The organism is Mesorhizobium helmanticense, from assembly GCF_003034915.1.
Lineage (GTDB): Bacteria > Pseudomonadota > Alphaproteobacteria > Rhizobiales > Rhizobiaceae > Mesorhizobium > Mesorhizobium helmanticense.
The window spans coordinates 115956-137763 of record NZ_PZJX01000003.1 but is presented as its reverse complement, the minus strand read 5'-3'; the positions used below and the strand labels follow the sequence as shown (position 1 = coordinate 137763).

20 protein-coding genes and 2 tRNA genes are annotated in these 21808 nt (G+C 62.1%); 13 read left to right on the top strand and 9 right to left on the bottom strand.

The window, feature by feature from the left end; all coding sequences use genetic code 11:
- The first annotated feature begins 99 nt into the window (after positions 1–99).
- The 7 genes from C9427_RS01350 to C9427_RS01320 all read left to right on the top strand — a co-directional run bounded on the left by C9427_RS01350 (position 100) and on the right by C9427_RS01320 (position 5764).
- A complete protein-coding gene (locus C9427_RS01350) occupies positions 100–309 on the top strand; it encodes a hypothetical protein (RefSeq protein ID WP_107647432.1) in 210 nt (69 codons plus the stop codon).
- Between the two features lie 144 nt (positions 310–453).
- Positions 454–1620: an ROK family transcriptional regulator gene (locus tag C9427_RS01345; RefSeq protein ID WP_107647431.1), complete on the top strand. Its 1167-nt coding sequence runs from the start codon at positions 454–456 to the stop codon at positions 1618–1620.
- Positions 1620–2384, top strand: a complete 765-nt coding sequence (locus C9427_RS01340; RefSeq protein ID WP_107647430.1) for an ATP-binding cassette domain-containing protein — start codon at positions 1620–1622, stop codon at positions 2382–2384. The genes C9427_RS01345 and C9427_RS01340 overlap by 1 nt, the downstream gene beginning before the upstream one ends.
- Before the next feature lie 39 nt (positions 2385–2423).
- A complete protein-coding gene (locus tag C9427_RS01335) occupies positions 2424–3464 on the top strand; it encodes a sugar ABC transporter substrate-binding protein (RefSeq protein WP_107647429.1) in 1041 nt (346 codons plus the stop codon).
- A gap of 119 nt (positions 3465–3583) precedes the next feature.
- A complete protein-coding gene (locus C9427_RS01330; RefSeq protein ID WP_107647554.1) occupies positions 3584–4579 on the top strand; it encodes an ABC transporter permease in 996 nt (331 codons plus the stop codon).
- Between the two features lie 14 nt (positions 4580–4593).
- Positions 4594–5364, top strand: a complete 771-nt coding sequence (locus C9427_RS01325; RefSeq protein ID WP_107647428.1) for an SDR family oxidoreductase — start codon at positions 4594–4596, stop codon at positions 5362–5364.
- A 172-nt stretch (positions 5365–5536) separates the two neighbouring features.
- Positions 5537–5764: a hypothetical protein gene (locus C9427_RS01320; protein ID WP_107647427.1), complete on the top strand. Its 228-nt coding sequence runs from the start codon at positions 5537–5539 to the stop codon at positions 5762–5764.
- 145 nt (positions 5765–5909) lie between these two features.
- On the opposite strand, the gene C9427_RS01315 is transcribed toward C9427_RS01320, so the two are convergent.
- The 4 genes from C9427_RS01315 to C9427_RS01300 all read right to left on the bottom strand — a co-directional run bounded on the left by C9427_RS01315 (position 5910) and on the right by C9427_RS01300 (position 11278).
- Positions 5910–7664, bottom strand: a complete 1755-nt coding sequence (locus C9427_RS01315; protein WP_107647426.1) for a calcium-binding protein — start codon at positions 7662–7664, stop codon at positions 5910–5912.
- A gap of 162 nt (positions 7665–7826) precedes the next feature.
- The gene (locus C9427_RS01310) at positions 7827–9158 is read right to left on the bottom strand and encodes an HlyD family type I secretion periplasmic adaptor subunit (protein WP_107647425.1); all 1332 of its coding nucleotides are present in this window, start codon (positions 9156–9158) and stop codon (positions 7827–7829) included.
- Between the two features lie 25 nt (positions 9159–9183).
- Positions 9184–10929, bottom strand: coding sequence for a type I secretion system permease/ATPase (locus tag C9427_RS01305; RefSeq protein ID WP_107647424.1), 1746 nt, complete (start codon positions 10927–10929; stop codon positions 9184–9186).
- Positions 10930–11202: 273 nt separating this feature from the next.
- A tRNA-Val gene (locus C9427_RS01300) sits at positions 11203–11278 on the bottom strand.
- 218 nt (positions 11279–11496) lie between these two features.
- Between C9427_RS01300 and C9427_RS01295 the strand changes: the two genes are divergently transcribed.
- Positions 11497–11573 (top strand) — tRNA-Asp (locus C9427_RS01295).
- A 238-nt stretch (positions 11574–11811) separates the two neighbouring features.
- Positions 11812–12597 carry an ion transporter gene (locus tag C9427_RS01290; RefSeq protein ID WP_107647423.1) on the top strand — a complete coding sequence of 262 codons (786 nt, stop codon included), beginning with the start codon at positions 11812–11814 and terminating at the stop codon, positions 12595–12597.
- A 24-nt stretch (positions 12598–12621) separates the two neighbouring features.
- Here C9427_RS01290 and rbsK read toward each other — a convergent pair whose 3' ends face one another.
- From rbsK to C9427_RS01275, 3 genes are read right to left on the bottom strand one after another with little or no spacing between them, the layout of a single operon-like run.
- A complete protein-coding gene (gene rbsK / locus C9427_RS01285) occupies positions 12622–13548 on the bottom strand; it encodes a ribokinase (RefSeq protein ID WP_107647422.1) in 927 nt (308 codons plus the stop codon).
- Between the two features lie 4 nt (positions 13549–13552).
- Positions 13553–14005: an RbsD/FucU family protein gene (locus C9427_RS01280; RefSeq protein WP_107647421.1), complete on the bottom strand. Its 453-nt coding sequence runs from the start codon at positions 14003–14005 to the stop codon at positions 13553–13555.
- 33 nt (positions 14006–14038) lie between these two features.
- Positions 14039–15097 (bottom strand): ABC transporter ATP-binding protein, encoded by a 1059-nt coding sequence (locus C9427_RS01275; RefSeq protein ID WP_107647420.1) that lies wholly within the window; start codon positions 15095–15097, stop codon positions 14039–14041.
- 299 nt (positions 15098–15396) lie between these two features.
- Here C9427_RS01275 and C9427_RS01270 point away from each other — a divergent pair, with 299 nt between their 5' ends.
- From C9427_RS01270 to C9427_RS01260, 3 genes are all read left to right on the top strand, one after another.
- Positions 15397–17061: an ABC transporter substrate-binding protein gene (locus C9427_RS01270; protein ID WP_107647419.1), complete on the top strand. Its 1665-nt coding sequence runs from the start codon at positions 15397–15399 to the stop codon at positions 17059–17061.
- 98 nt (positions 17062–17159) lie between these two features.
- A complete protein-coding gene (locus C9427_RS01265; RefSeq protein WP_107647418.1) occupies positions 17160–18281 on the top strand; it encodes a carbohydrate ABC transporter permease in 1122 nt (373 codons plus the stop codon).
- Between the two features lie 9 nt (positions 18282–18290).
- Positions 18291–19208 carry a carbohydrate ABC transporter permease gene (locus C9427_RS01260; protein ID WP_107647417.1) on the top strand — a complete coding sequence of 306 codons (918 nt, stop codon included), beginning with the start codon at positions 18291–18293 and terminating at the stop codon, positions 19206–19208.
- 22 nt (positions 19209–19230) lie between these two features.
- Here C9427_RS01260 and C9427_RS01255 read toward each other — a convergent pair whose 3' ends face one another.
- Positions 19231–19974, bottom strand: a complete 744-nt coding sequence (locus C9427_RS01255; RefSeq protein ID WP_107647416.1) for a creatininase family protein — start codon at positions 19972–19974, stop codon at positions 19231–19233.
- Between the two features lie 3 nt (positions 19975–19977).
- Positions 19978–20544: a 6-phospho-3-hexuloisomerase gene (hxlB, locus tag C9427_RS01250; RefSeq protein ID WP_107647415.1), complete on the bottom strand. Its 567-nt coding sequence runs from the start codon at positions 20542–20544 to the stop codon at positions 19978–19980.
- Between the two features lie 186 nt (positions 20545–20730).
- Here hxlB and C9427_RS01245 point away from each other — a divergent pair, with 186 nt between their 5' ends.
- Positions 20731–21753: an aldo/keto reductase gene (locus C9427_RS01245; RefSeq protein WP_107647414.1), complete on the top strand. Its 1023-nt coding sequence runs from the start codon at positions 20731–20733 to the stop codon at positions 21751–21753.
- The last annotated feature ends 55 nt before the right edge of the window (positions 21754–21808 follow it).

The following is a 21808-nucleotide window of genomic DNA, read 5'->3' as shown; positions in this document are numbered from 1 at the left end:
GATTTACGTTCGAGCAGGAAATCATCGCCCATAGGTTGCATGGAACATAGCTCTCCCTCGTACGTTGTTGGTCATCACCAACTGACTGATGAGGCTGGAATGACGGCAGCACGCAGAGCCGATCACATCTATCAGCGGGCATATCTACTGGCCGAGAGCGGCGCCCATGACCGCGCCGCGGAAATCGTCGCCATGCTGGTCACCGAGGGCTATCCGGAAGCGGTCGATTTGTTGAACACCGACAATATCCGCGCGGATCTCAGGCGAGCGTGCGAAGTCGCCGCTCCCCGTAGGCCCCGCCTTTTGTAAAGGCCGCGAGCGACTATTCCGTGTCGGAGGCAGGTTGCCGACGGCTCGAAGCGCCGGCACGAGCAACAGTCATCTTATTTTTGAATTCCATTTGACTGAATAAATCTTTGGTGCGAACCTGCGTTCTCCTAGGGAACGCAAGGCATGGCACTGCGGGGGACCAATCAGGAATTCGGGCGGCCTTACAACAGGCGCATCGTACTCGAGTCCATCCGCCTGCATGGTCCCATCGCCCGCGGCGACATTGCAAGGCGGGTCGGGCTCACCGTCCAGACGGTTTCAACCATCGTTCGCGAACTGGAGGAGCACGGCTATGTCCTGTCCGTGCGCGAGGAGCCGCGGGGACGCGGCCTGCCTCCGGCAACGCTCAGGATCAATCCGGAAGGCGGCTACGCCGTCGGCATCCACATCACCCCCCTCGGGATCGACGCGGCCCTGACCAATCTCAGCGGCGACGTGATCGAGAGCGCGCACCGTGAAGCGCCGAATGCCACGCCCGATCTTGCCTTCGACCTGATCGGGGCGATGGTGAACGATTTGACCGGCTTGCGCCCCGGCGGCCGTGTTCTGGGCATCGGCATGGCGTTGCCCGGCCCGTTCGGGGTGGAATCCATGAGCTTTGTCGGGCCGACGACAATGGCCGGCTGGAAGGACGTGGCGCTCCGGGAACGGCTGGCGGAGTCGACGGGATTGCCGGCCTTTTTCGAGACAGACATGGTCGCCGCGGCAATGGGCGAGCGCCTCTATGGCCTCGGGACGGGATATTCCGAATACTACTATCTCTATTTCGGCGTCGGTCTTGGCGGCGTCATGGTGCATGACGGAAGCGCATTGCGCGGCGCCTGGGGAAATGCCGGCGAGATCGGCCACATTCCTGTCGTCCCGGGCGGCGAGGCCTGTCCCTGCGGCAACCGAGGCTGCCTCGAACGCTATCTTTCGCTCGAAGCGCGGGGACGCTGGGCCGGCAGCGACGCCGACTGGGTTACCGATGTCGGCCCGGTCTTCCGCAACGCCATCGCCGTCGTCGAGAACCTGTTCGATCCCGAAACCGTCATCCTGGGCGGACTTGCGTCCACCGATTTGCTTGAAAGGCTGGCCGGCTCGGCAACGCAGCTCCCCAACTCGGTCTCGGCCCGAAGGGACCGCACCAGCCCCCGCATCATCGTCGGGCGCGGCGGGCAACATGCGGTGTTGCGCGGCGCCGCCGCACTTGCCGTTTCCGGGGTGCTCTCGCCGCGCTTCGGCCAGATGTTCACCGCCGAGCGCGAGCGCGGACGGGACCTCCTGCAAGGCAAGGGGATGGCGGCCTGATGAGCGAACCTCTGCTGGTGCTCGACAATGTCGCCAAGAACTATGGCGCCATCGAAGCGCTGAAAGGCATCAGTTTCTCGATCGGCAAGGGCGAGGTCGTGGCGCTTCTGGGCGACAACGGCGCCGGCAAGTCGACACTGGTCAAGATCATAGCCGGCGGCCTGGAGCCGACTTCCGGCCGCATGCTGTTCGAGGGACGGGAATTCCTGGCCAAATCTCCCGCCGAGGCCAAGGCCGCGGGGATCGAAACCGTCTACCAGGACCTGTCGCTCTGCACCAATGTCGACGTGGTGGCCAATTTCTTCATGGGCCGCGAGATCACCAGGAAGGTCCTCGGTGTTCCCGTGCTCGACGAACGCGCCATGGAGCAGGTCGTGCAAAAGGCGCTGGCCAGCGCCGGAACCCGCATCCCTTCGCTGCGCACCAATGTCGAGCATCTTTCGGGCGGCCAGCGGCAAGCCATCGAACTCAACCGCTTCGTGCATTTTGGCGGCAAGCTCGTGCTTCTCGACGAGCCATTCGCAGCACTTGGCGTCGAGCAGACGCGGCGCGGCCTCGACATGATCCGCCAGGTGGCGAGCCAGGGCATCGGCGTCGTCATCATCACCCATATCATGCAGCAGGCCTTCCAGGTCGCCGACCGGATCGTGGTGATCCGGCAAGGCGTCGTGGCGGGCGATGTCGCACGCAATAAAACAAGTCCCGACGCGGTGATCAACATGATCACCGGTGAGACGCTTGCCGGTGCCGGACCGGCTGGCTGAGGGACAAATGAGGGGTCCGGCGCAAGAGGAGCGAACGACATGAAGAAAGTACTTCTTTCCGTCTTCGGTATCCTGGCACTGGCCTTTGCCACGCTCATGCCGGCATTCGCCCAGTCCAAGGGTACCGTCTACTACATGGTGCCGACACTGCTTGATGAGTTCCAGACCGGCTCGGTGAGCGCGCTGGAACTCTTCCTGAAGCAGACCGGCTATGAGATGAAGACGCTGAACGCCGACAACAAGACCGACGCCCAGCAATCGCAGATGAACGACGTCATCGCGCTGAAGCCGTCGGCGATCATTCTCGCCGCCGTCGATTTCAATGCGTTGAAACCGTCCATCGAAGCCGCCCGCGCCGCCGGCATCCCGGTGGTCGAATTCGACCGCCAGATCACCTCCACCCCTTCCGACTTCACCTCGGTGGCCGGAACCGTCGAAATCGGCTACGTCGCCGCCGACCAGGCCGAGAAACTGCTGACCGCCAAGAACGGCTCGGTGAAGGGCAAAATCCTGCAGGTGCTCGGCGATCCCGGCGACCCCTACACGCTCGACATCCAGAAGGGTTTCGAGGAGAAGATGAAGGCGTTCCCGGACGTCAAGATCATTTCGCTGCCGGCCATGCAATGGGCGGCGGATGCAGCCGGGACCATCGTCAACGACCAACTGCTCGCCAACCCTGATATCGACCTGATCTTCAGCCACGCCGCGCATCTCTCGGTCGCCGCCGTCGCCTCGCTCGAGGCAGCCGGCAAGAAACCGGGCGATGTCATGATGATGAGTTCGAACGGCGCGCCGGTCGGCCTCGACCTGATCCGCAAGGGCTGGCTCAACGTCGAAGTCGAGCAGCCGCTCTACGCGCAGGCCGCGGCGGTCGCCATGTTCATGGACAAGATCATCAACAAGCAGGAGATCAAGCCGGGAGAGTACGAAGTGCTCGGCCTGAAGTCGACCGTGACCAAGGAAGCCTGGGGACCCAACATCAAGATCCCGGGCGCCGCCATCACCAAGGAAAACGTCGACAATCCGGCCTTCTGGGGCAATCTGAAGCCGCCATCGGATACGGTGAAGCCGGTCGAATAACAACTTCGTAGCGCTCCGGGCCTCACGGCCCGGAGCGCCCTCCAAAGCGCCGCGCGTCCGTTAGGACGGGCGTGGGACATTGCATCACCTTGAACCCGAGCGCCAACCGGATCGGCCCCATGAATCCCCGCACACGCCAAGTCCTCGAGTTCATCCTCGACAATCTCGTCTGGTTCATGCTGGTCTTCGTGCTGGTGGTCTTCTCCATCTTCATTCCGAACTATTTCCAGCTCGGTATATTCGCCAACATCATCGAGGCGTCGAGCGTGCTTGGCGTGATGTCGATCGGCCTGGCGCTGGTCATCATCGCCGGGCACATGGACCTGTCGGTCGAATCGGTCGCTGCGCTCAGCGCCATGGCGGTCGGCATCCTGTTCTGCTCGGCGGGTATCGGCCTCGGCATTCAACTGCATCCCGAATGGCTGATGGTCCCGGTATCGCTGCTCATAGCTCTGATCGTCGGCGGGACTATCGGCGCCTTCAATGGCTATCTCGTCGTGAAGGTGAAGATGAGCGCCTTCATCATAACGCTGGCGTCCTATATCTGGGTGCGCGGCCTCGTGCTGGTCATTTCCGGCGGCCGCTCGGCGCAGGATCTGGCGCCGGCGATCCGCTGGTTCGGCATCCAGCGCCTGCTTGGCCTGCCGCTCACCGCCTGGATCGCCATCGCCTGTTTCGTCGTCTTCTCGCTGATCATGGCCAAGACGCCGTTCGGCAGGCACCTCGTCATGATCGGCGGCAATGAGACCGCGACCTTCCGTGCAGGCATCCGCGTCAACCGCAACCTGGTTATTGCGTTCATCCTCGCCGGCGCCATCGCCGGCCTTGCCGGCTGGCTGCTGGCGATCCGCACCTCCGGCGCCACCGCCAACCTTGGCGTCGGCCTGCTGTTCAACGCCTTTGCCGCCGTCGTCATCGGCGGTGTCAGCCTCAAGGGTGGCGTCGGCACCCTGCCCGGCGTCTATGCCGGCGTGCTTTTGCTGTCGGCCATCAACACGGCGATCAACCTGATGGGTCTGCCGGCCAATTTCACCCAGGTGATCCACGGCCTGCTGGTGCTTGCCGCCGTGCTGCTCGACGCTTTCAAGCAGACCATCCGGCAAAGACTGGCATGAGAGGGGGGACTGGCATGAGAGGGCGACTTGACGGAAAGGTGGCGCTGGTTATCGGCGCGGCCCGCGGCATCGGCAAGGCAACCGCCCTGCGTTTTGCCGAGGAAGGCGCCAGGCTGGTGCTGGCCGACACCGAGATCGAGGCGGGGCAAGCGGCCGCGGACGAGATCGGCGCCGCCTTCATCCGCACCGACATCTCGCAGATGGCCGATGCGGAAGCCGCCGTGGCGCTGGCGCTCGACCGTCACGGCCGGCTCGACATCCTGGTCCAGAATGCCGGCATCTATCCCTGGCAGCTCATCGAGAACACCAGCCCGGACGACTGGGACAGGGTCATGGCCGTCAATCTGCGCGGCACCTTCAATGCCACCCGTGCATCGCTCGTGCCGATGAAGGCGCAGCGTTTCGGGCGCATGCTCTACACCTCGTCCATCACCGGCCCGCACGTCACCAGCCCCGGTCATGGCCACTACGCCGCGACCAAGGCCGGCATCAACGGCTTCATCCGCTCGGCGGCGTTGGAATTCTCCGGCTACGGCATCACGGTCAACGGCGTCGAACCCGGCAACATCCTGACCGAAGCGATCCAGATGCATCGCGGCGCGGCCTATATCAAGAATATGGAAGACTCCATTCCACTCGGCCGGCTCGGCAGCCCCCGTGAAGTGGCCAACGCCTTCCTGTTCCTCGCCTCGGACGATGCCAGCTACATCACCGGCACGACCATCGTCGTCGATGGCGGGCAGTTGCTGCCTGAAGGCAAGGATTTTCGGCTGCTGCCGCCGTGATCCTCGATTTTCGGCGAGGGCTTTCTCTTCCGCCAGCAAGCCGGCGATCATGCTGACCTTGCCCTGATCGGTCTCAGCACCGGCGACGAAACCGCCGCACTCCCAGGTTGCGCGGAACCAAAGACCCCCTCAAAGGTTGTTGTCGGCACGCCAACGGACGGAGGGTTGGAAAATGGCTGACGAAATCAGAACCGATCACATTTATCGGCGGGCTCATGTACTGGCCGAGAGCGGCGTCCATAGCTGTCCAGCAGAGGTCGTCGCCATGTTGCTGGCAGAGGGCTATCCGGAAGCGGCCGAATTGTTGAACTCCGACAACATCCGCGCCGATCTGCGCCGCGTCTGTGAGGCTGCTGACAAAGGGCGACTGATCACGACATATCGTGCGCTTCGTCATTGACGCGGCGGCAGGCCGACTCATTCGGCAACAACGATGAACGGCCGCCATTGCGGCCGGTAACACCTCGAACCGGCGCACCGTGTCCGCATTCCGTGTGTCTCATTATATTGTGAGGGGCGACTTTGTCCGCCGCCCCTCGTCTTGGTTAGAAGAGGAAGTCTGATTGGGTCATTTGAGCCGCCGCCGTCTCACCTACTGACACGTTGAGGTCAATTGTGCCGGCGGCGTCGCTGAAGCCGACAATGAGCCCGCTGCTACCGGTGTCAACCTTCACCACTGCTCCTTCAGCGGATATGCTGTGGGCGTTAAGATAGTCGAGAGCTGCGTCAGCCGAAACGAAAGTTCCGCTACTGCCGGGAGCGTCGTTGAGGATCAATGCGACGTGCTGCGATTCCTGTAGATCGATTATATCCTCGCCATGCTTGAACCCCTGGATGGTGTCCTGCACGCTCGCCGATGAGTGACCCGAGAAGAAGACGAAGGTATCTCGGGCGCCGTCCCCGGTAGTGATACCGTTGTTCGCCGACATCCAGTCCGCACCTGTGCTGGCGAGGATAATGTCAGCACCCCTACCGCCGTAGATGGTGTCGTTCTGGTCTCCACCCAATATGAGGTCATTCCCGGCGTCGCCGTACAGGGTGTTGATGCCGCCGCTACCCTCTACCAGGTCGTCGCCGGCGCCGCCGTGGATGGTGTCATTGCCGCCAATGATGGAGGTAGCGGCGTCGTCGCCGAAGAGACGATCGTTGCCGGCGCCACCCTCGAGATAATCGTCGCCGGCGTTACCGTACATCTCGTCGTTGCCGGCACCGCCGTAGAGCGCGTCGTTCGTGTCGCCAGGAGTGTTGTCGTGACCGTTGCTCTGGCTGATACCGCTACCGCCGTAGATGAGGTCGTTCCCGGTGCCGCCGTGAATCACGTCACTGTCGATCCCACCTCGGAGTGTGTCGTTATCAGCACCTCCGTCGATGGTGTCGTTGCCCCCACCGCCGGTGACAAAGTCGTCACCGGCCCCGCCGTTGATGGTGTCGTTCCCGAGGTAACCGGTGATGGTGTCGCTACCGGCGTCGCCGTAAAGGATATTATCCCTGCCGGATGGCAGCACCATGGAGTCACCGTAGATTATGTCATCACCGGCCCCACCGTGAATGGTGTCGATGCTGTTGCTGTTAAAGCCGTCGCGATCGCCGTAGAGGGTGTCGTTGCCGTCTCCGCCGTTGATGATGTCGTTGCCCTCGCTGCCTCGGATGGTGTCATTGCCTGCGTCGCCGTTGAAGATGCCGCTGCCGCGACCCGCGGCGATGCTGTCGTTACCGTCGCCGCCGTTGACAATGTCAAAACCGGGGGAAGCGTGGGCTCCGTTGTCAATGCCCATGGCGCGGATAGAGTCATCTCCGGCCCCACCGTTTATGATGTCGTTGCCGTCGCCGCCGGTGATACTGTCGTTGCCGGCCCCACCGTTGAGGGTGTCATCGCCGAGATCGCCGGAGAGGCCGTCGTTGCCGTCTCCGCCGTTGATGATGTCATTGCCGAGCCCGCCGTAGAGACGGTCGTCCCCAACCCCGCCGGTGATAAAGTCGTTGCCGTCATCACCGGAGAGAATATCGACACCGGCGCCGCCGCGCAGGAAATCGTTCCCCGCGCCGCCGTCAAAGCGGTTGCCGAGATCGTCACCGATCATTCGGTCCGAGAAAGCCGAACCGGTGTAGACACCGGTGTAGGTGAAATCTGTCGTCACCGCGGTCCCGCCGGCGAAATAAGCGGCCTCGTCGGTGACTGTCGCACTCGGCGGGACGTTCTCTTCGAATTGGACTGTGCGGGCGCGCAGGTTCAGGTCGACGCTTGCCGCCGAAAGCGAGAAATCCGGGCCGACCGAAACCAATACTGGCTTTTTAGTCATGGTATTAACCTCCCTACTGTGCACACAATTGTGCACGTTATAGCTCTATGGCGTGGTATAGACATGTGAGTTATGGTATATACAAGCATACTTAATCTTAAGTCCTCCCTTGTTGCGAGAAGGATACGCGCTCGATTACAGATGTTTTTACACTAGTTTACACTATTTCTCGCGCAAGGAGCGACGGATGTTCTGCGTGAGCGGTTCGGCGAGATAAGCCAGGACAGTGCGGGTACCGGTCTTGATCATGGCCTCGCTCGACATACCAGGCAGCAGTTTGCGACCGTCGAGTTTAGCTAGTTCGCTCTTGTTGATTACCACTGTCGCGGAGAAGTAAGGAGCGTTGGTGCGCTCGTCCACCAATCGGTCGGCCGACACCGTTTCCACGACTCCGTCGAGCTGCGGCAGGTTGTATTTGGCGAAGGCCGGGAAGCTTACATACGCAGTCTGGCCGGGGGCGATCGTCTCGACGTCTTCGGGCTTGATCATGGTTTCGATGACCAGCTTCTGGCCGAGCGGCACGACGGTCATCAGCGTGTCCCCGGGTTTCACCACACCGCCCGCCGTGTGAACTTTCACGTCCATCACGATTCCGTCGACGGGGGCGGTGATGTCGGTGCGCTTGAGAATATCCCCAGCCGCGCGCGCTTGCTGTCGGAAGTCGAACAGCTCCGCCTCGACCTTGCTCAATTCGTCAACTGACTCGTTCAATTGTTGAGTTGTTAAGTTGAGGATTTGCATGTCGACTTCGGCGATAGAGCTGCGGGCGCGCGCGATCAACGCAACATTAGTGGCGCGTTCTCCCTCGGTCTCTCGTTGTTGCTGGGTGAGGGCCAAGCTTCGTTCGCGGGTGGTGAGCCCCTTGCTGAGCAACGTCTCGAGGTCTTTGTTCTCATTCTCGAATGCCGCGATCTGTTTGGCCTCAGTGGCGATGAGCTGCTGCAGTCCGATGATTTGCTCGGCCGTCTGTCGACGGCGTTCGTCGAGGATCGCCTTTTCGTCTTGCAGGTTACGGTGCTTCGCGTTGAAGACGTCACGTTGGGTGGCTACCGCGTCCTTGACGGCCGGGTCCGGGTTGTCGAGCAATTCTTGATCGAACTCGATTGTGTCCTTACCGTCGCGTTCGGCCCGTAGACGGGCGACAAGTGCCTCGCGTGTGGCGATTTTGTTTTGGATCGAGTCGAGTTGAGCCTTGGCTTGCGTGTTGTCGAGGCGGATGAGTACTTTGCCCCTCTTGACAATATCGCCGTTGACGGCGTCCAGTTCGACGATAATGCCGCCTTCGAGGTGCTGGACGAGTTTGCGGTCACCGTCCACCTTGACCACCCCGATCGTCACTGCGGCGCTGTCGAGCGGTGCCAAGGCCGCCCACCCGCCGGCGACGCCGAAGAACAGGAACATGATCGAGAAACCGGTGTACGTGACGGCTCTGAGACGGAGCGGTTGCAATTTCAGCGTGGGTGGAAGTGGCACGGGGAAAGAGACGATGTTCATATCTTTGTCTCCCGAGTTTTGCGGGTCATGACGTGACCGCCGTGACGTGATTGGTGTTGGGCAGTTGGGCCACTCTCCTGGCGCGGGCGGTGAGTTCGTTGAAGACTGTGTCACGCGCCCCGAATAATTCTTGTCTACCCCCGTTGAGGACCAGCACCTTGTCGACTTTCTCCATAATACCCGGGCGGTGTGCGATCAGGACAATTGTAGCGCCCGTTGCCTTGACTGCGCCAATGACGGCTATCAGGGCGTCTTCGCCCTCACGGTCGAGGTTGGAGTTCGGTTCGTCCAAGATGATGAGTGTCGGGTCGCCGTAGAGTGCCCGCGCCAACCCGATTCGTTGGCGCTGTCCGCCTGATAACGATGCGCCTGACTCACCGACTTGAGTTTCGTAACCTTTCGGCAGGCCTTTGATCAATTCGTGAACGCCCGCCAGTTGCGCGGCCCTGACTACGCTGTTGAAGACTGCGGGGCCGAGCTTCGTGAAGCGAGCGATATTCTCGGCGATTGTGCCGGCGAACAACTCGATATCCTGCGGCAAATACCCGACGTGCCGACCACGGTCTTCGGCGGCCCACTCGGCGACGTCCATACCGTCGAGCAAAGCGCGACCGGCTGATGGGCGCCAAGCGCCGACGAGCACACGTGCCAGACTTGTCTTACCGGATGCGCTCGGGCCGATTAGTGCCATCACTTCACCGGGCTTGAGTTGGAAACTCACTCCTTTCAAAACATGTTCGCCGCCACCCTGCCGGGCGAGGATGATACTCTCTGCCTCAAACTTTCCTTGTGGGCGTGGCAACGACAATACCGCCTTGGCCTCGGGTCGCTGGCCGACGAACGCTGTGAGACGCTTGTAGGCGCTACGTGCCCCGAGTGTCGCTTTCCATGTGCTGATTGCTTGCTCCACCGGGGCCAACGCGCGACCCATCAAGATTGAGGATGCGATCATGACGCCGGGAGAGGCCTCGTTCTGCAACACCAGATAAGAGCCGAGGCCGAGAACTGCCATTTGCAAGGCCATCCGCCAGAAACGGGCGACAGAAGCGATGGCGCTGGCGCGGTTGCCGGCGGTGGCTTGTCCGGCGCTCGCTTCATCTTGCTGCTCTTGCCAACGGTCGAGCAATGGCCGCAGCATACCCATGGCCTGGACGACTTCGGCGTTGCGGACTGCCGCCTCAGCTTGGGTGAAAATCCGTGCCTGTGCGTTACCGGCCTCCATCAAAGGCTTGCGGGTTGCGACTTCGTTGAGCAATGCCAGCGCAAACAACACAGACCCGCCGGCCAGTGCCAACCAACCGAGCCACGGGTGCATCAAGAAGATGGCGATGAAGAAGATTGGTGCCCACGGTGCGTCGAGGATCGGGTAGATGCTCGGGCTGGTGAAGAAACTCCGCACTTGATCGAGATCGCGGAGAGATCGCGCGGTACCTTGACCCGGTGCGGCGGCCGCCTGCTCTACCGACGCGGCCAACAGGACTGGGGCCAGCCTCGAGTTCATCCACGCGCCGACGGTTGATAGCAGGCGGGCGCGTACCACTTCGAGCCCGGCCATTGTCAGGATGGCCGCGCCGGCCATTAACGACAACGCTACCAACGTTTCCACGCTGTGGCTGGACAGCACGCGGTGGTAGACTTGGAGCATGTAGAGCGAGCTGGTGAGCATCAGTACGTTGATGCCGGCGCTGAACCAGATAAGCGGTTTGATTGCGCGCTTGGCCTCTTTCATCACCGCTTGCAGAGCGGGAGTTTGTTGGTTGCTTGTTTTCATGATCGCAATCGCACCCGTTCTCCCGCGCGCGAAAGCTATCTTGCATTTTAATCTCTGAAATCCCTCAAAGGCATGATGCTTCTCTTCAGGATTTCGGGAAGAACGAGTCAGGCCGCTCCATGGGAATGGCACGCAAAGCCCACAGGATGGCACGCAAAGCGTGGCCAGCCACCCACTGGCGGGCGCGCCAGAATGTGCGGGACGCTTCCCCACTCTAAGACAGCGGCCAGCTGAAACGCGCACTATAAAATGCTGCACAATGAATGGCTTGAATGGTGGGCGATGACGGGCTCGAACCGCCGACATCTTCGGTGTAAACGAAGCGCTCTACCAACTGAGCTAATCGCCCGCTCCGGCGCGGACCTTTAAGCGGTCATGACCGGCTTCGCAAGGCCAAATGAGCGGGCAATGCCCCAACCGCAAGCCGGTTTCGGCGACAAAGTTCGCCCTGTCAAAAAACCTTCTCCTGTTTGCTGTTATGCTGTCGCGCTCCGCTTGACACCCGCTGGCTTACCCCTTATCCAGCGGCCCAACGACGAACACGGCTGACACGTGCTCGTTAAATGCGCGGGTGTAGCTCAGTTGGTTAGAGTGCCGGCCTGTCACGCCGGAGGTCGCGGGTTCGAGCCCCGTCACTCGCGCCATTCTTTTGAATGGCCTAGGTTTCCTTCATACAAAAAGTTTCGACTTTCAGTTTTCTGAGAGTTTCGACTTTTTGTATTCGTTGCGTCGCAAGCCGGTCATATGTATTTCAGCCTCGAACGTATTGGAGCGGCGGGCTCTCAAGTCGAACCGTGCCGCCGCCCTATTTTTGTTCGAGCATCGGATTTTCCCAAAACCGGTTCCCACTTTTGGGTCCGATGCTCTGCCGGAGAAAAGGCCTTGGACGCTTTGAAATCGCTCATCGAATCGCGCCGCTTCGACCTTGCGATCATGGTCCTGATTCTCATCAACGCGGTCACGCTCGGCCTCGAAACCTCGTCCGACGCGATTGCTGCCTTTGGTCCGCTTCTGACGGCCATCGACCGCGTGATCCTCGGCGTCTTCGTGCTCGAACTCGCAGTCCGGTTGGTCGTTTACAGGACGCATTTCTTCCGCGATCCATGGCGCATCTTCGACCTCTTCGTCGTCGGATTCGCGCTTATTCCCGCGACCGGTTCGCTCTCCGTACTGCGGGCGTTGCGCATCCTGCGGGTCCTGCGGCTGATCAGCATCGTTCCGTCGCTGCGCCGTGTCGTCACCGGCTTCATCACCGCTCTGCCCGGCATGGGCTCGATCATGCTGTTGCTCGGGCTGGTGTTCTATGTCTTTGCGGTGATGGCGACGAAGCTCTACGGCTCGTCCTTTCCCGAACTGTTCGGCGGCATACCGCAATCGCTGTTCACGCTTTTCCAGGTCATGACCCTCGAAGGCTGGTCGGACGGCGTGGTGCGCCCGGTCATGGAGGTCTATCCGACCGCCTGGCTGTTCTTCATCCCGTTCATCATTGCGACCTCTTTCACCGTGCTCAATCTGTTCATCGGCGTGATCGTTTCTGCGATGGAGGCCGAGCATGAAGCGGTGGAGTCGGCCGACAGGGCAACGCTGCACAGCGATCAGGCCACCATCCTCGCGGAGATACAGGCGCTGCGGGCAGAAGTCCGGGAATTGTCCAGCGCTCGCGGCTAGATCGCCTCATCCGGTGCGACAGTGCTAATCGGCGAGCAGCGCCTCGACCTCTTGCAGTGACGGCATCGACGGCGCGGTGCCGGGCCGCGTCACCGAAATGCCGGCGACGGCGCAGGCGAAGCGGACCGCCTGCAGCGGCTCCACGCCTTTGGCGAGTGCCGCCGCCAGGCCGCCATTGAAGGCATCGCCCGCCCCCGTCGTCTCGACCACCGGGCCGGCATTGACCACGGGAACATGGTCGGAGCGGCTGGCGTCATGCAGCAGCGCGCCTTTTTCGCCAAGCGTGATGATCACCGCGCCGACGCCCTTGCCGAGCAGGCTGTCGGCGGCGCGCCGGGCATCGCCGATGGTGGAAACCTTGATGCCGGTCAGTTCCTCGGCTTCGGTCTCGTTCGGCGTGATGTAGTCGCAAAGTGTGTAGATGCGCTCGGGCAGGCTTGCGGCCGGCGCCGGGTTGAGGATGGTCGTCACCCCTGCCCCGCGCGCGATCTCCAGCGCCCGCAGCGCCGCCTCGACCGGCTGTTCGAGCTGGGTGACGAAGACGCCAGCCGATCCGATCAGGCCGGCATGAGCCTCGATATCGGCAGGCGAAATCAGCATGGCGGCGCCCGGGCTGACGATGATGGCATTGTTGCCGCTCGCCTCCTCGACGAAGATATAGGCTGCACCGGTGTAGCTCTCCGGTGTGTCGATGACGGCGCTTTTGACACCGGCCTGCTTCCATGTCTGCCTCGCCATATCGGCAAACGGATCGAGGCCGAGGCGCGTGAGGAAGGTGATGTCGGCGCCGAGCCGGCCGGCCGCGACCGCCTGGTTCGAGCCCTTGCCGCCAGGGCCGAGCGTGAAGGACGTGCCAAGGATCGTCTCGCCCATGCGCGGTTGCCGGGCCGCGCGATAGGCGGTGTCGGCGACGAAGACGCCCAATATGACGACGGGCTTGCCGGACGCCATGCGCCTACTCCGCGTCCGGCGGCACGACGCCCTTGCGGAAAGCGAAGCAACCGTAGAAGCGGCGCTCGCCGGTCTGGATGACGCAGTAGGCCTGCTTGGCGCGTTCGTAGAAGGCATAGCGCTCGACCGGGATCATCGGCCAGGCCTGGCCTTCCGCCGCATCGATCTCTCTTTGCACTTCCTTCTGCACGGGAGGAATCTCGTCCGGCTTGCCGACGATCTCCATGCGGGCGGCCGCATCGTCGACGAATGTGTCGAGCGGATAGAGCGACAGCACCGCCTTGACGACGTCGGCCGCCGGCGCGTCGATGCGCAGCAGCTTGCCGAGCACTGTCTGGCGCGCGGTCGAATCGGACGGGAAATTTGTGTCGACGATGATCAAATCGTCGCCATGCCCCATTGCCCTCAGCGCCTGGAGCACGTCGGCATTGAGCAGCGGGTTGATCCCTTTGAGCATGGCAGTCCTCCCGAACGGGCTTTTCATGTGAAGTCAGATACGGCGGCCGGTCTCTGCATCGAAGAGATGGACCTGGTCAAGCCGGGGTTTGAGGTGCAGCGTGTCGCCCGGCTTGAAGTCGTGGCGCTCGCGAAACAGCGCCACCATCTCGCCTTCGCCGAAGCGCAGGAAGACCAGCGTTTCGGAACCGGTCGGCTCGACCACCGAAATCTTGGCGGGCACACCGTCCGGGTGGATCTCGAGATGTTCGGGCCGCACGCCGTAGACGACATTACGGCCGTCCTCGACGGTGTTTTTCGCTGATATCGGGAACGGCGTTCCGGATATTTCGACGATGGGCTTGTCGCCTTTGCGCACCACGCCCTTGAGCAGGTTCATCGATGGCGAGCCTATGAAGCCGGCAACGAACAGATTGGCCGGTCGGTCGAACAGTTCCAGCGGCGCGCCGACCTGTTCGATGCGGCCGTCGCGCATCACCACGATCTTGTCGGCCATGGTCATGGCCTCGATCTGGTCGTGCGTGACATAGATGGTGGTGGTCTTCAGCCGCTGGTGCAGTTCCTTGATCTCGGTGCGCATCTGGACGCGCAGCTTGGCGTCGAGATTGGAGAGCGGCTCGTCGAACAGGAACACTTGCGGGTTGCGCACGATGGCGCGGCCCATGGCGACGCGCTGGCGCTGCCCGCCCGAAAGCTGGCGCGGATAACGTTTCAGATAAGGGTTGAGGTCGAGGATATCGGCGGCGCGCTTGACCCGTTCAGCGATCACCGCCGGATCGGTTTTGCGCAGCTTGAGCGCGAAGGCCATGTTCTGCTCGACCGTCTTGTGCGGATAAAGCGCGTAGTTCTGGAACACCATGGCGATGTCGCGCTTGGCCGGCGGCAGATGGTTGACGACACGCTCGCCGATGGCGATCGTGCCGCCGGAAATGGTCTCCAGCCCCGCGACCATCCTGAGCAAGGTGGACTTGCCGCATCCGGAAGGGCCAACCAGCACCACGAACTGTCCGTCGGGAATGTCGACGCTGACATCGTGCAGGACCTTGACGGTTCCGAACGCCTTGGCCACATTGCTGATCGCGACTTGAGCCATTCTCTCCCCTTGGTTTTGGACCCACCGGCCCTTTAATTGCCGTGAAGCTAACCAACGCGAACGGCAAGGGCAAGTCGGTCTCTTATAGATAAAAAACCCATGCTCGTTGACACGGCACCTGGTTGCGAGAATAGTGGCAAATGCCAATCCGACTGCCGGTCATCCGTCCGAAAATCGGAAATCGAGGCGACGCAGGGTGGGGTCCCACGTCCCCGTTTGATCAAGGAGAACCGTCGGCGTTCCGGCGTCCGACAGATTGGCATATCAAATCACCACTGTTGTTCTGGGAGGAATGGTAGATGAGAGTCGGTCTTTACGAAAAATTGGTGCGTGCGGGCGCTACCCGTCGTGACGTCCTCAAGGGCGCGGCCTCCATGGCCGCGATCGCCGCGGCATCCGGCGCCGGGCTCGGCGCGCTGACGCGCCCGGCTTCCGCAGCCAGCGAGTTGCGTGCGCAAATCCTGCAAATTCCCGGCGTCGGCAAGGGTCAGCCGACCGATGCGGACTTCCAGAAGGTCGGCGAGCTCTGCCTGGAAGCGACCAAGGCCAACGTCAAGGAAGGCGAATTCGCCGGCGTCGAACTCACCTTCATGGGCCTTAACAACCAGAACCTGCACAATGTGCTGTTCCGTGGCTTCCTGAAGCCGTGGGAGGCCTATACCGGCGCCAAGATCAGCTGGATCGACCTGGCGCAGGCCGACTACAATGCCCGCTTGCAGCAGTCGATCGCCACCGGCACCGTCGATTTCGACATCATCGAGATGGGCGCGCCATTCGAGGGCGACGTCTGCGGCAAGGGCCTGACCTCCGAAATGCCGGACTGGGTCAAGGACCAGATCGACATGAAGGATGTCGTGGCCTATCTGCAGCCGCCGGTCGGCACCTGGGACGGCAAGCAGTACCGCATTACCGTCGACGGCGATGCGCACAACTTCAATTACCGCACCGACGTCTTCGCCGATGCCGACCTCGCCAAGGCCTGGAAGGACGGCGGCGGCGCAGGGGAATGGGGCGTGCCGAAGACCTGGCAGGAAGTCCAGGCGGTAACCAAGTTCCTCAAGGGCAAGCAGTTCCAGGGCCAGGACGTCTTTGGCTATCTCGACGCGCCCAAGGCCTGGGGCGGTTTCGGCTTCTACTTCCTCGGCAGCCGCGCCAGCGCCTATGCCAAGCATCCCGACGACAAGGCTTGGCTGTTCGACGCCGACACGATGAAGCCGCGCGTCAACAATCCGGCCTGGGTACGGGCGATCCAGGACGTCATCGACGCGCTGCCGTCGGAACCGGCCGACCAGATCAACGCCGATCCGAACACCACAGCCTTCCAGCAGTTCCTGGCCGGCACCGGTTCGATGGTCACCTGGTGGGGCGATGTCGGCTCCAACGTCAAGACCAACGACTCCTCGGTCGTCGGCGACGTCACCGGCTTCTCGATCCTGCCGGGCTCGGACGATGTCTATAATTCCAAGACCGGCCAGTGGGACAAGCTCGCCAGCGGCCCGAACTATGCGCCGAACTGCGCCTATCTCGGCTGGGGTGTCTATGTCATGGCCCGTGTCGATAGCGACGAAAAGAAGAAGAAGGCGGCATGGTCCGCCGCCGCCCATCTCGGCGGCAAGGACCTTTCGATCTGGACCGCGATGTATCCGTCCGGCTTCCAGCCCTACCGCAACTCCCATTTCGACATTCCCGAATGGGTGGCGGCCGGTTACGACGAGGCATTCATCACCTCGTATCTCAAGTCGGAAGCCGACAGCTACAACCATCCGAACGCGGCGATCGAACCGCGCATCCCCGGCATCTTCCAGTATTACAGCGCCGCCGAGGACATCCTGGCCAACACCTTCGCCGGCAAGATGAAGGCGCAGGAAGGCGCCGATGCGATTGCCGCCGCCTGGGAGAAGCTGACCGACCAGATCGGCCGCGACAACCAGGTCAAGCTCTACAAGGCCTCGCTCGGCATGTAGCCAGCAGCTATGATAAGATCGCGGCCCGGCGGCTCCTGTCGCCGGGCCGTATCGTGACCGGTCTCCGGCTGGTCATTTGTGCAAAAGAGGCGAGAGGCGTGGCTGACCAGACTTCGACCACGAATGCGTGGCCGGCAAATTCCGTTCCCACCGATCTGATCCCGCCTGGCCGCAAGCGCCTCGGTTGGGCCCTGATGGCCGCGGCGACACTTGGCCTCCTGGCAACGATCCTGGTTCAGATCCTTTACAAGAGCGAGGTCGGCACGATCGGCTTCGAGACCTGGCGACCGGTCGTCTATGCTTACATATTGTGGGGCGTGGCGCTCGGCGTCGGCCAGGTGCTGACGCGCGGCGAGGACGGCCAACGCGCGTTGTTCCTGTTGCCGGCGCTGCTGTTCACCATCGCCATGGTGATCTTTCCGACGCTGTTCGGCTTCTACATCGCGCTGACCGACTGGAACCTATCTTCCTTCTCCGGCCGCAAGTTCAACGGGCTCGACAATTTCTGGCAGATGCTCGGCGACCCTTACTATCGCAACGCGCTGTTCAACATGGTGCTCTATGTGCTCGCCGTGTTTGTAGAATATGTCATCGCCTTCGGCCTCGCTCTGCTGCTCAACGCGCAGATCCGGGCGCGAAAATTCTTCCGCGTCGTCTTCCTGATGCCCTTGATGCTGTCACCGGTGGCGGTGTCGTGGATGATCGGCAAGTCGCTGATGGAATACCGCTTCGGCCCGGCCGCGACGCTGGCGCGCCATCTCGGCTGGGAAAACCCGGCTTTCTTCTCCAACCCGATCACCGCTCGCATCTCGATCATGGTGCTCGACGCCTGGACCTTCATTCCGTTCATGATGATCATGCTGCTCGCCGGCCTGCAGGCGATGTCGCGCGAGGTGCTGGAGGCCGCGCGCGTCGACGGCGCCACTCCATGGCAGACCTTCTGGCAGGTCACCTTCCCGCTGATGCTGCCGGTGTCGGTGACGGCGGTGATCCTGCGCATCATCTTCAAGCTGAAGCTTGCCGACATCATCATCACCGTCACCTCGGGCGGCCCGGGCGGTGCGACCGATTCGGTATCGAGCTTCATCTATCGCGAGTACCGCGACCGCTCGAATGTCGGCTACGGCACCATGCTGGCGATGGCCTATCTCATCATCATCGTCGTGTTCGTGACGTGGCTGCTGAAATTCGCCAGCCGCTTCGTGCGCAACGTCAATTAGAGCCAGGTTATGAGCGTTCAGACAACCGACTACAGCGCCTCCGAAATCCGCTCGCCGGCGAGCTTCTTGGCCAACCGCGTCTTCATCTACGGCGCGCTTATCTTCTGGGCGTTCATCTGCCTGTTCCCGATCTACTGGACGATTACCACCTCGTTCAAGACCGCGGTCGACGTCACCCAGGGCCATCTCATTCCCTTTGTCGACTTCAAGCCGGACTGGAAGGGCTGGCGCTCGCTCGGCCTGTCGCCGGATTCGATCTTCCAGACCTCGACGGTGCGCGAGGAATTCCTCAAGCGCTTCATGAATTCGGTCATCACTTCGGTCGGCGCGTCGAGCCTCGCCATCGTCATCGGCAGCCTCGCCGCCTACGGGCTGACCCGCTATCGCTATCACTTCGCCTGGTTCAAGAACGAGGACATCTCCTTCTTCTTCCTGTCGCAGTTGATCCTGCCGCCGGTGGTTCTGGCGCTGCCCTTTCTCGTGCTCTACCGGGAAGTCGGCCTGCTCGATACGCGCATCGGGCTGATCCTGCTCTACACGCTGATGGTGCTGCCGATCGTCATCTGGATCATGCGCGACCAGTTCAACTCGATCCCGGTCGAGCTCGAGGAGGCAGCCCTTGTCGACGGCCTGTCGATCTGGGGCGCCTTCTTCCGCATCGTCATGCCGATCGCGCTGCCCGGCATGGTTGCCGCCTTCATCCTGGCGATGGTGCTGTGCTGGAACGAGTATTTCTTCGCCGCGCTGCTGACCTCGACCGACGCCAAGACCATTCCCGTCATGGTGGCGAGCCAGACCGGCTCGCAAGGCATCAACTGGTGGTCGATGGCGGCGCTCGCCACCGCCGCCATCACGCCGCTCGCCGTCATCGGCATCGCGCTGGAACGCTATCTGATCATGGGCATGACGGCGGGAGCGGTGAAGTAGGCGAAGGGAGCATAGCGCTCCGTTAGCGTGACAGTATTGTGCGCAAATTCTCGAGGATCATCGCAACGCCCTTTTGCCCAAGTTCCGCCGAGGCTTCCGGCGCGCTCGCCGTGTACCAGCCCGTATTGTCGGCGAAATGGCCGGCGTTCACCGCTTCCGGGCATAGCGCCAGCATCAGCGACGTCTCACCGATGCCGGCATGGTCGAACGGATACTGGCCGTTCATCGTGGCCGGCATCAGCGGATGCACCTGTACCCAGTTGAAGAAATTTTCACCCGCGGCATGCCCGGCATAGTAGTCGGCCATCGCCTGCGCCCCCCACCAGCCCTCGCCGCGCTCCTTTTCAAGGAAGCGGAAGATCGCTTGCCGGCCGGCACTCTTGAAGGCGAGATCGGTCGGCATGCCGGCGGCGAAATTCTCAGTCTGGTGGTGGATGATGGCATGGACGTTGCGAAAGCCGATGCGCAACAGGCTGTAGAACAATTCCTCCGCGAACGGCGCCAGCGCGTTGCCGCCGACCTGCACCGAGCCGTTGCCTTCAGGCGGCGCCACTGCATAGCTCGCGGCGCCGTAATAAAAGGGTGGCAGGATGACGATGTCGGCTTCCTTCTCGAACAGCTCCAGCGTCTTGACGACGGCAAGCGTGTCCATGCCGACGGCCATGTGCTCGCCGTGGTATTCGAGCACGCCGAGCGGCAGGGCGACCGGCCAGTTCTCGGCGATCGCCTTGCGGATCTGGTGCGGCAGCATCAGCTCGTAGCGCATGATCTATTCCATATTGGTGTGACGGGCGCGCATCGCTTCGGGCGCCATGCCGGTGATGGTCCTGAGCTTCAGCACCATCACCTCGAACAGCAGGAACAACGCGCCTTCGAAGACCGAGCCCATCGGCAGCACGGATGTCTTTTCCGGACCCTGATCGTCGGCCATGGTCTGCGCCGGAATGAGCAGGGTGAAGTCGGCAAGTTTTGCCGCGCTGGCATCTGCCTGAGCGGTGAGCAACACGACCGTCGCGCCGGCATCCTGCGCCACCCGCATCAGCGTGAGTACAGTCGAGGTCTCTCCTGGACCAGAGCTCGCCAGAAAGACATCGCCCTGCCCCAATGGCGGCGTTGTCATGTCACCGACCACCGAAACCGGCAGGCCGAGATGGTAGAGCCGCATGGCGAAGCCCTTGACCTGCAAAGCCTCGCGGCCGCAGCCATAGACGGCGATCCTGTTAGCGTCAGCGAGCATGGCGCAGGCGGCGTCGATGCTGCTTTCGTCCACTCGCGCCAGCACATTGCCAAGCTCGTCCAGCGCGATCGCGAACAGATCAGTGCCGGCACCGGTCATAACGGTTCCGGCAGTCTGGCGAAGGCCGAAAAAGGTCTGGATTGACTGATCACATCTTCCCCGAACAGCTTGTTTTCATTCATGCTATCACCGCGAAAATCCGTATCCAACAGCGCTGCGCGCTTTTGCTGTGCCACGGGCGTGATAGTGTCATGTCAGACAAATCATTCCAGGGAACGGCGGAACATGAAGACACGGCATTTCGACCGCATCGGCAATGGCGGCATCGACTTCACGGAGCTCGGCTTCGGCACGGCGCCGCTCGGCAATCTCTACCGCGCCGTTTCCGATGAGGACGCCAACGCCACGCTGGAGGCCGCGTGGAAGGTCGGCTGCCGCTACTACGACACCGCGCCGCTCTACGGGCTCGGCCTGTCGGAAACGCGGCTCAATCCATTCCTGCGCTGGAAAAAGCGCGACGACTATGTGCTGTCGAGCAAGGTCGGGCGCATCATGCGCGCCTGCCCGCCCGAGCAACGCACCGGCATCGGCAAGTTCTTCGACACGCCGTCGCGCCGCGAGGTCTACGACTACAGCTATGACGGAGTCATGCGCTCCTTCGAAGCCTCGCTGGAACGTCTCGGCGTCGACCGCATCGACATCCTGTTCGTGCATGACGTCGACATCTTCACCCATGGCAGCAAGGAGGCCTCCGACCAGCGCATCGAGGAGTTCATGCGCTCGGGCTATTACGGGCTGCTTTCGCTGCGCGACCAGGGCGTGATCAAGGCGTTCGGCGGCGGCATCAACGAATGGCCGGTCGCCCAGACGCTGGCCGAGCGCGGCGACTTCGACCTGTTCCTGCTCGCCGGGCGCTATACGCTGCTGGAGCAGGAGGCGCTGCAATCCTTCCTGCCGCTCTGCCAGAAGCGCGGCATCGGCATCGTTCTCGGCGGCCCGTACAATTCAGGCATCCTGGCGAGCGGGCCGAAGCCCGGCGCCTTCTACAACTATTCCGAAGCGCCGCAGGACATACTCGAGCGCGTCACGCGCATCGAGGCCGTCTGCAAGCGCCATGGCGTGCGGCTGATCGAGGCGGCACTGCAATTTCCGCTGCTGCACCCTTCGGTCGTGTCGGTGATCCCCGGCGGCCAGCGGCCGAGCGAAGTCGAAAGCAACCGCTCGCTGCTCGACGCCAAGCTGCCCAAGGCACTCTGGGCCGATCTCAAGCAGGGAGGGCTGATGCGCGCCGACGCGCCGACGAGTTGAAAGCCGGTCCCATCAAAAGAATGCAAAGAAAAGCCGGGCGAGCCCGGCTTTTCTG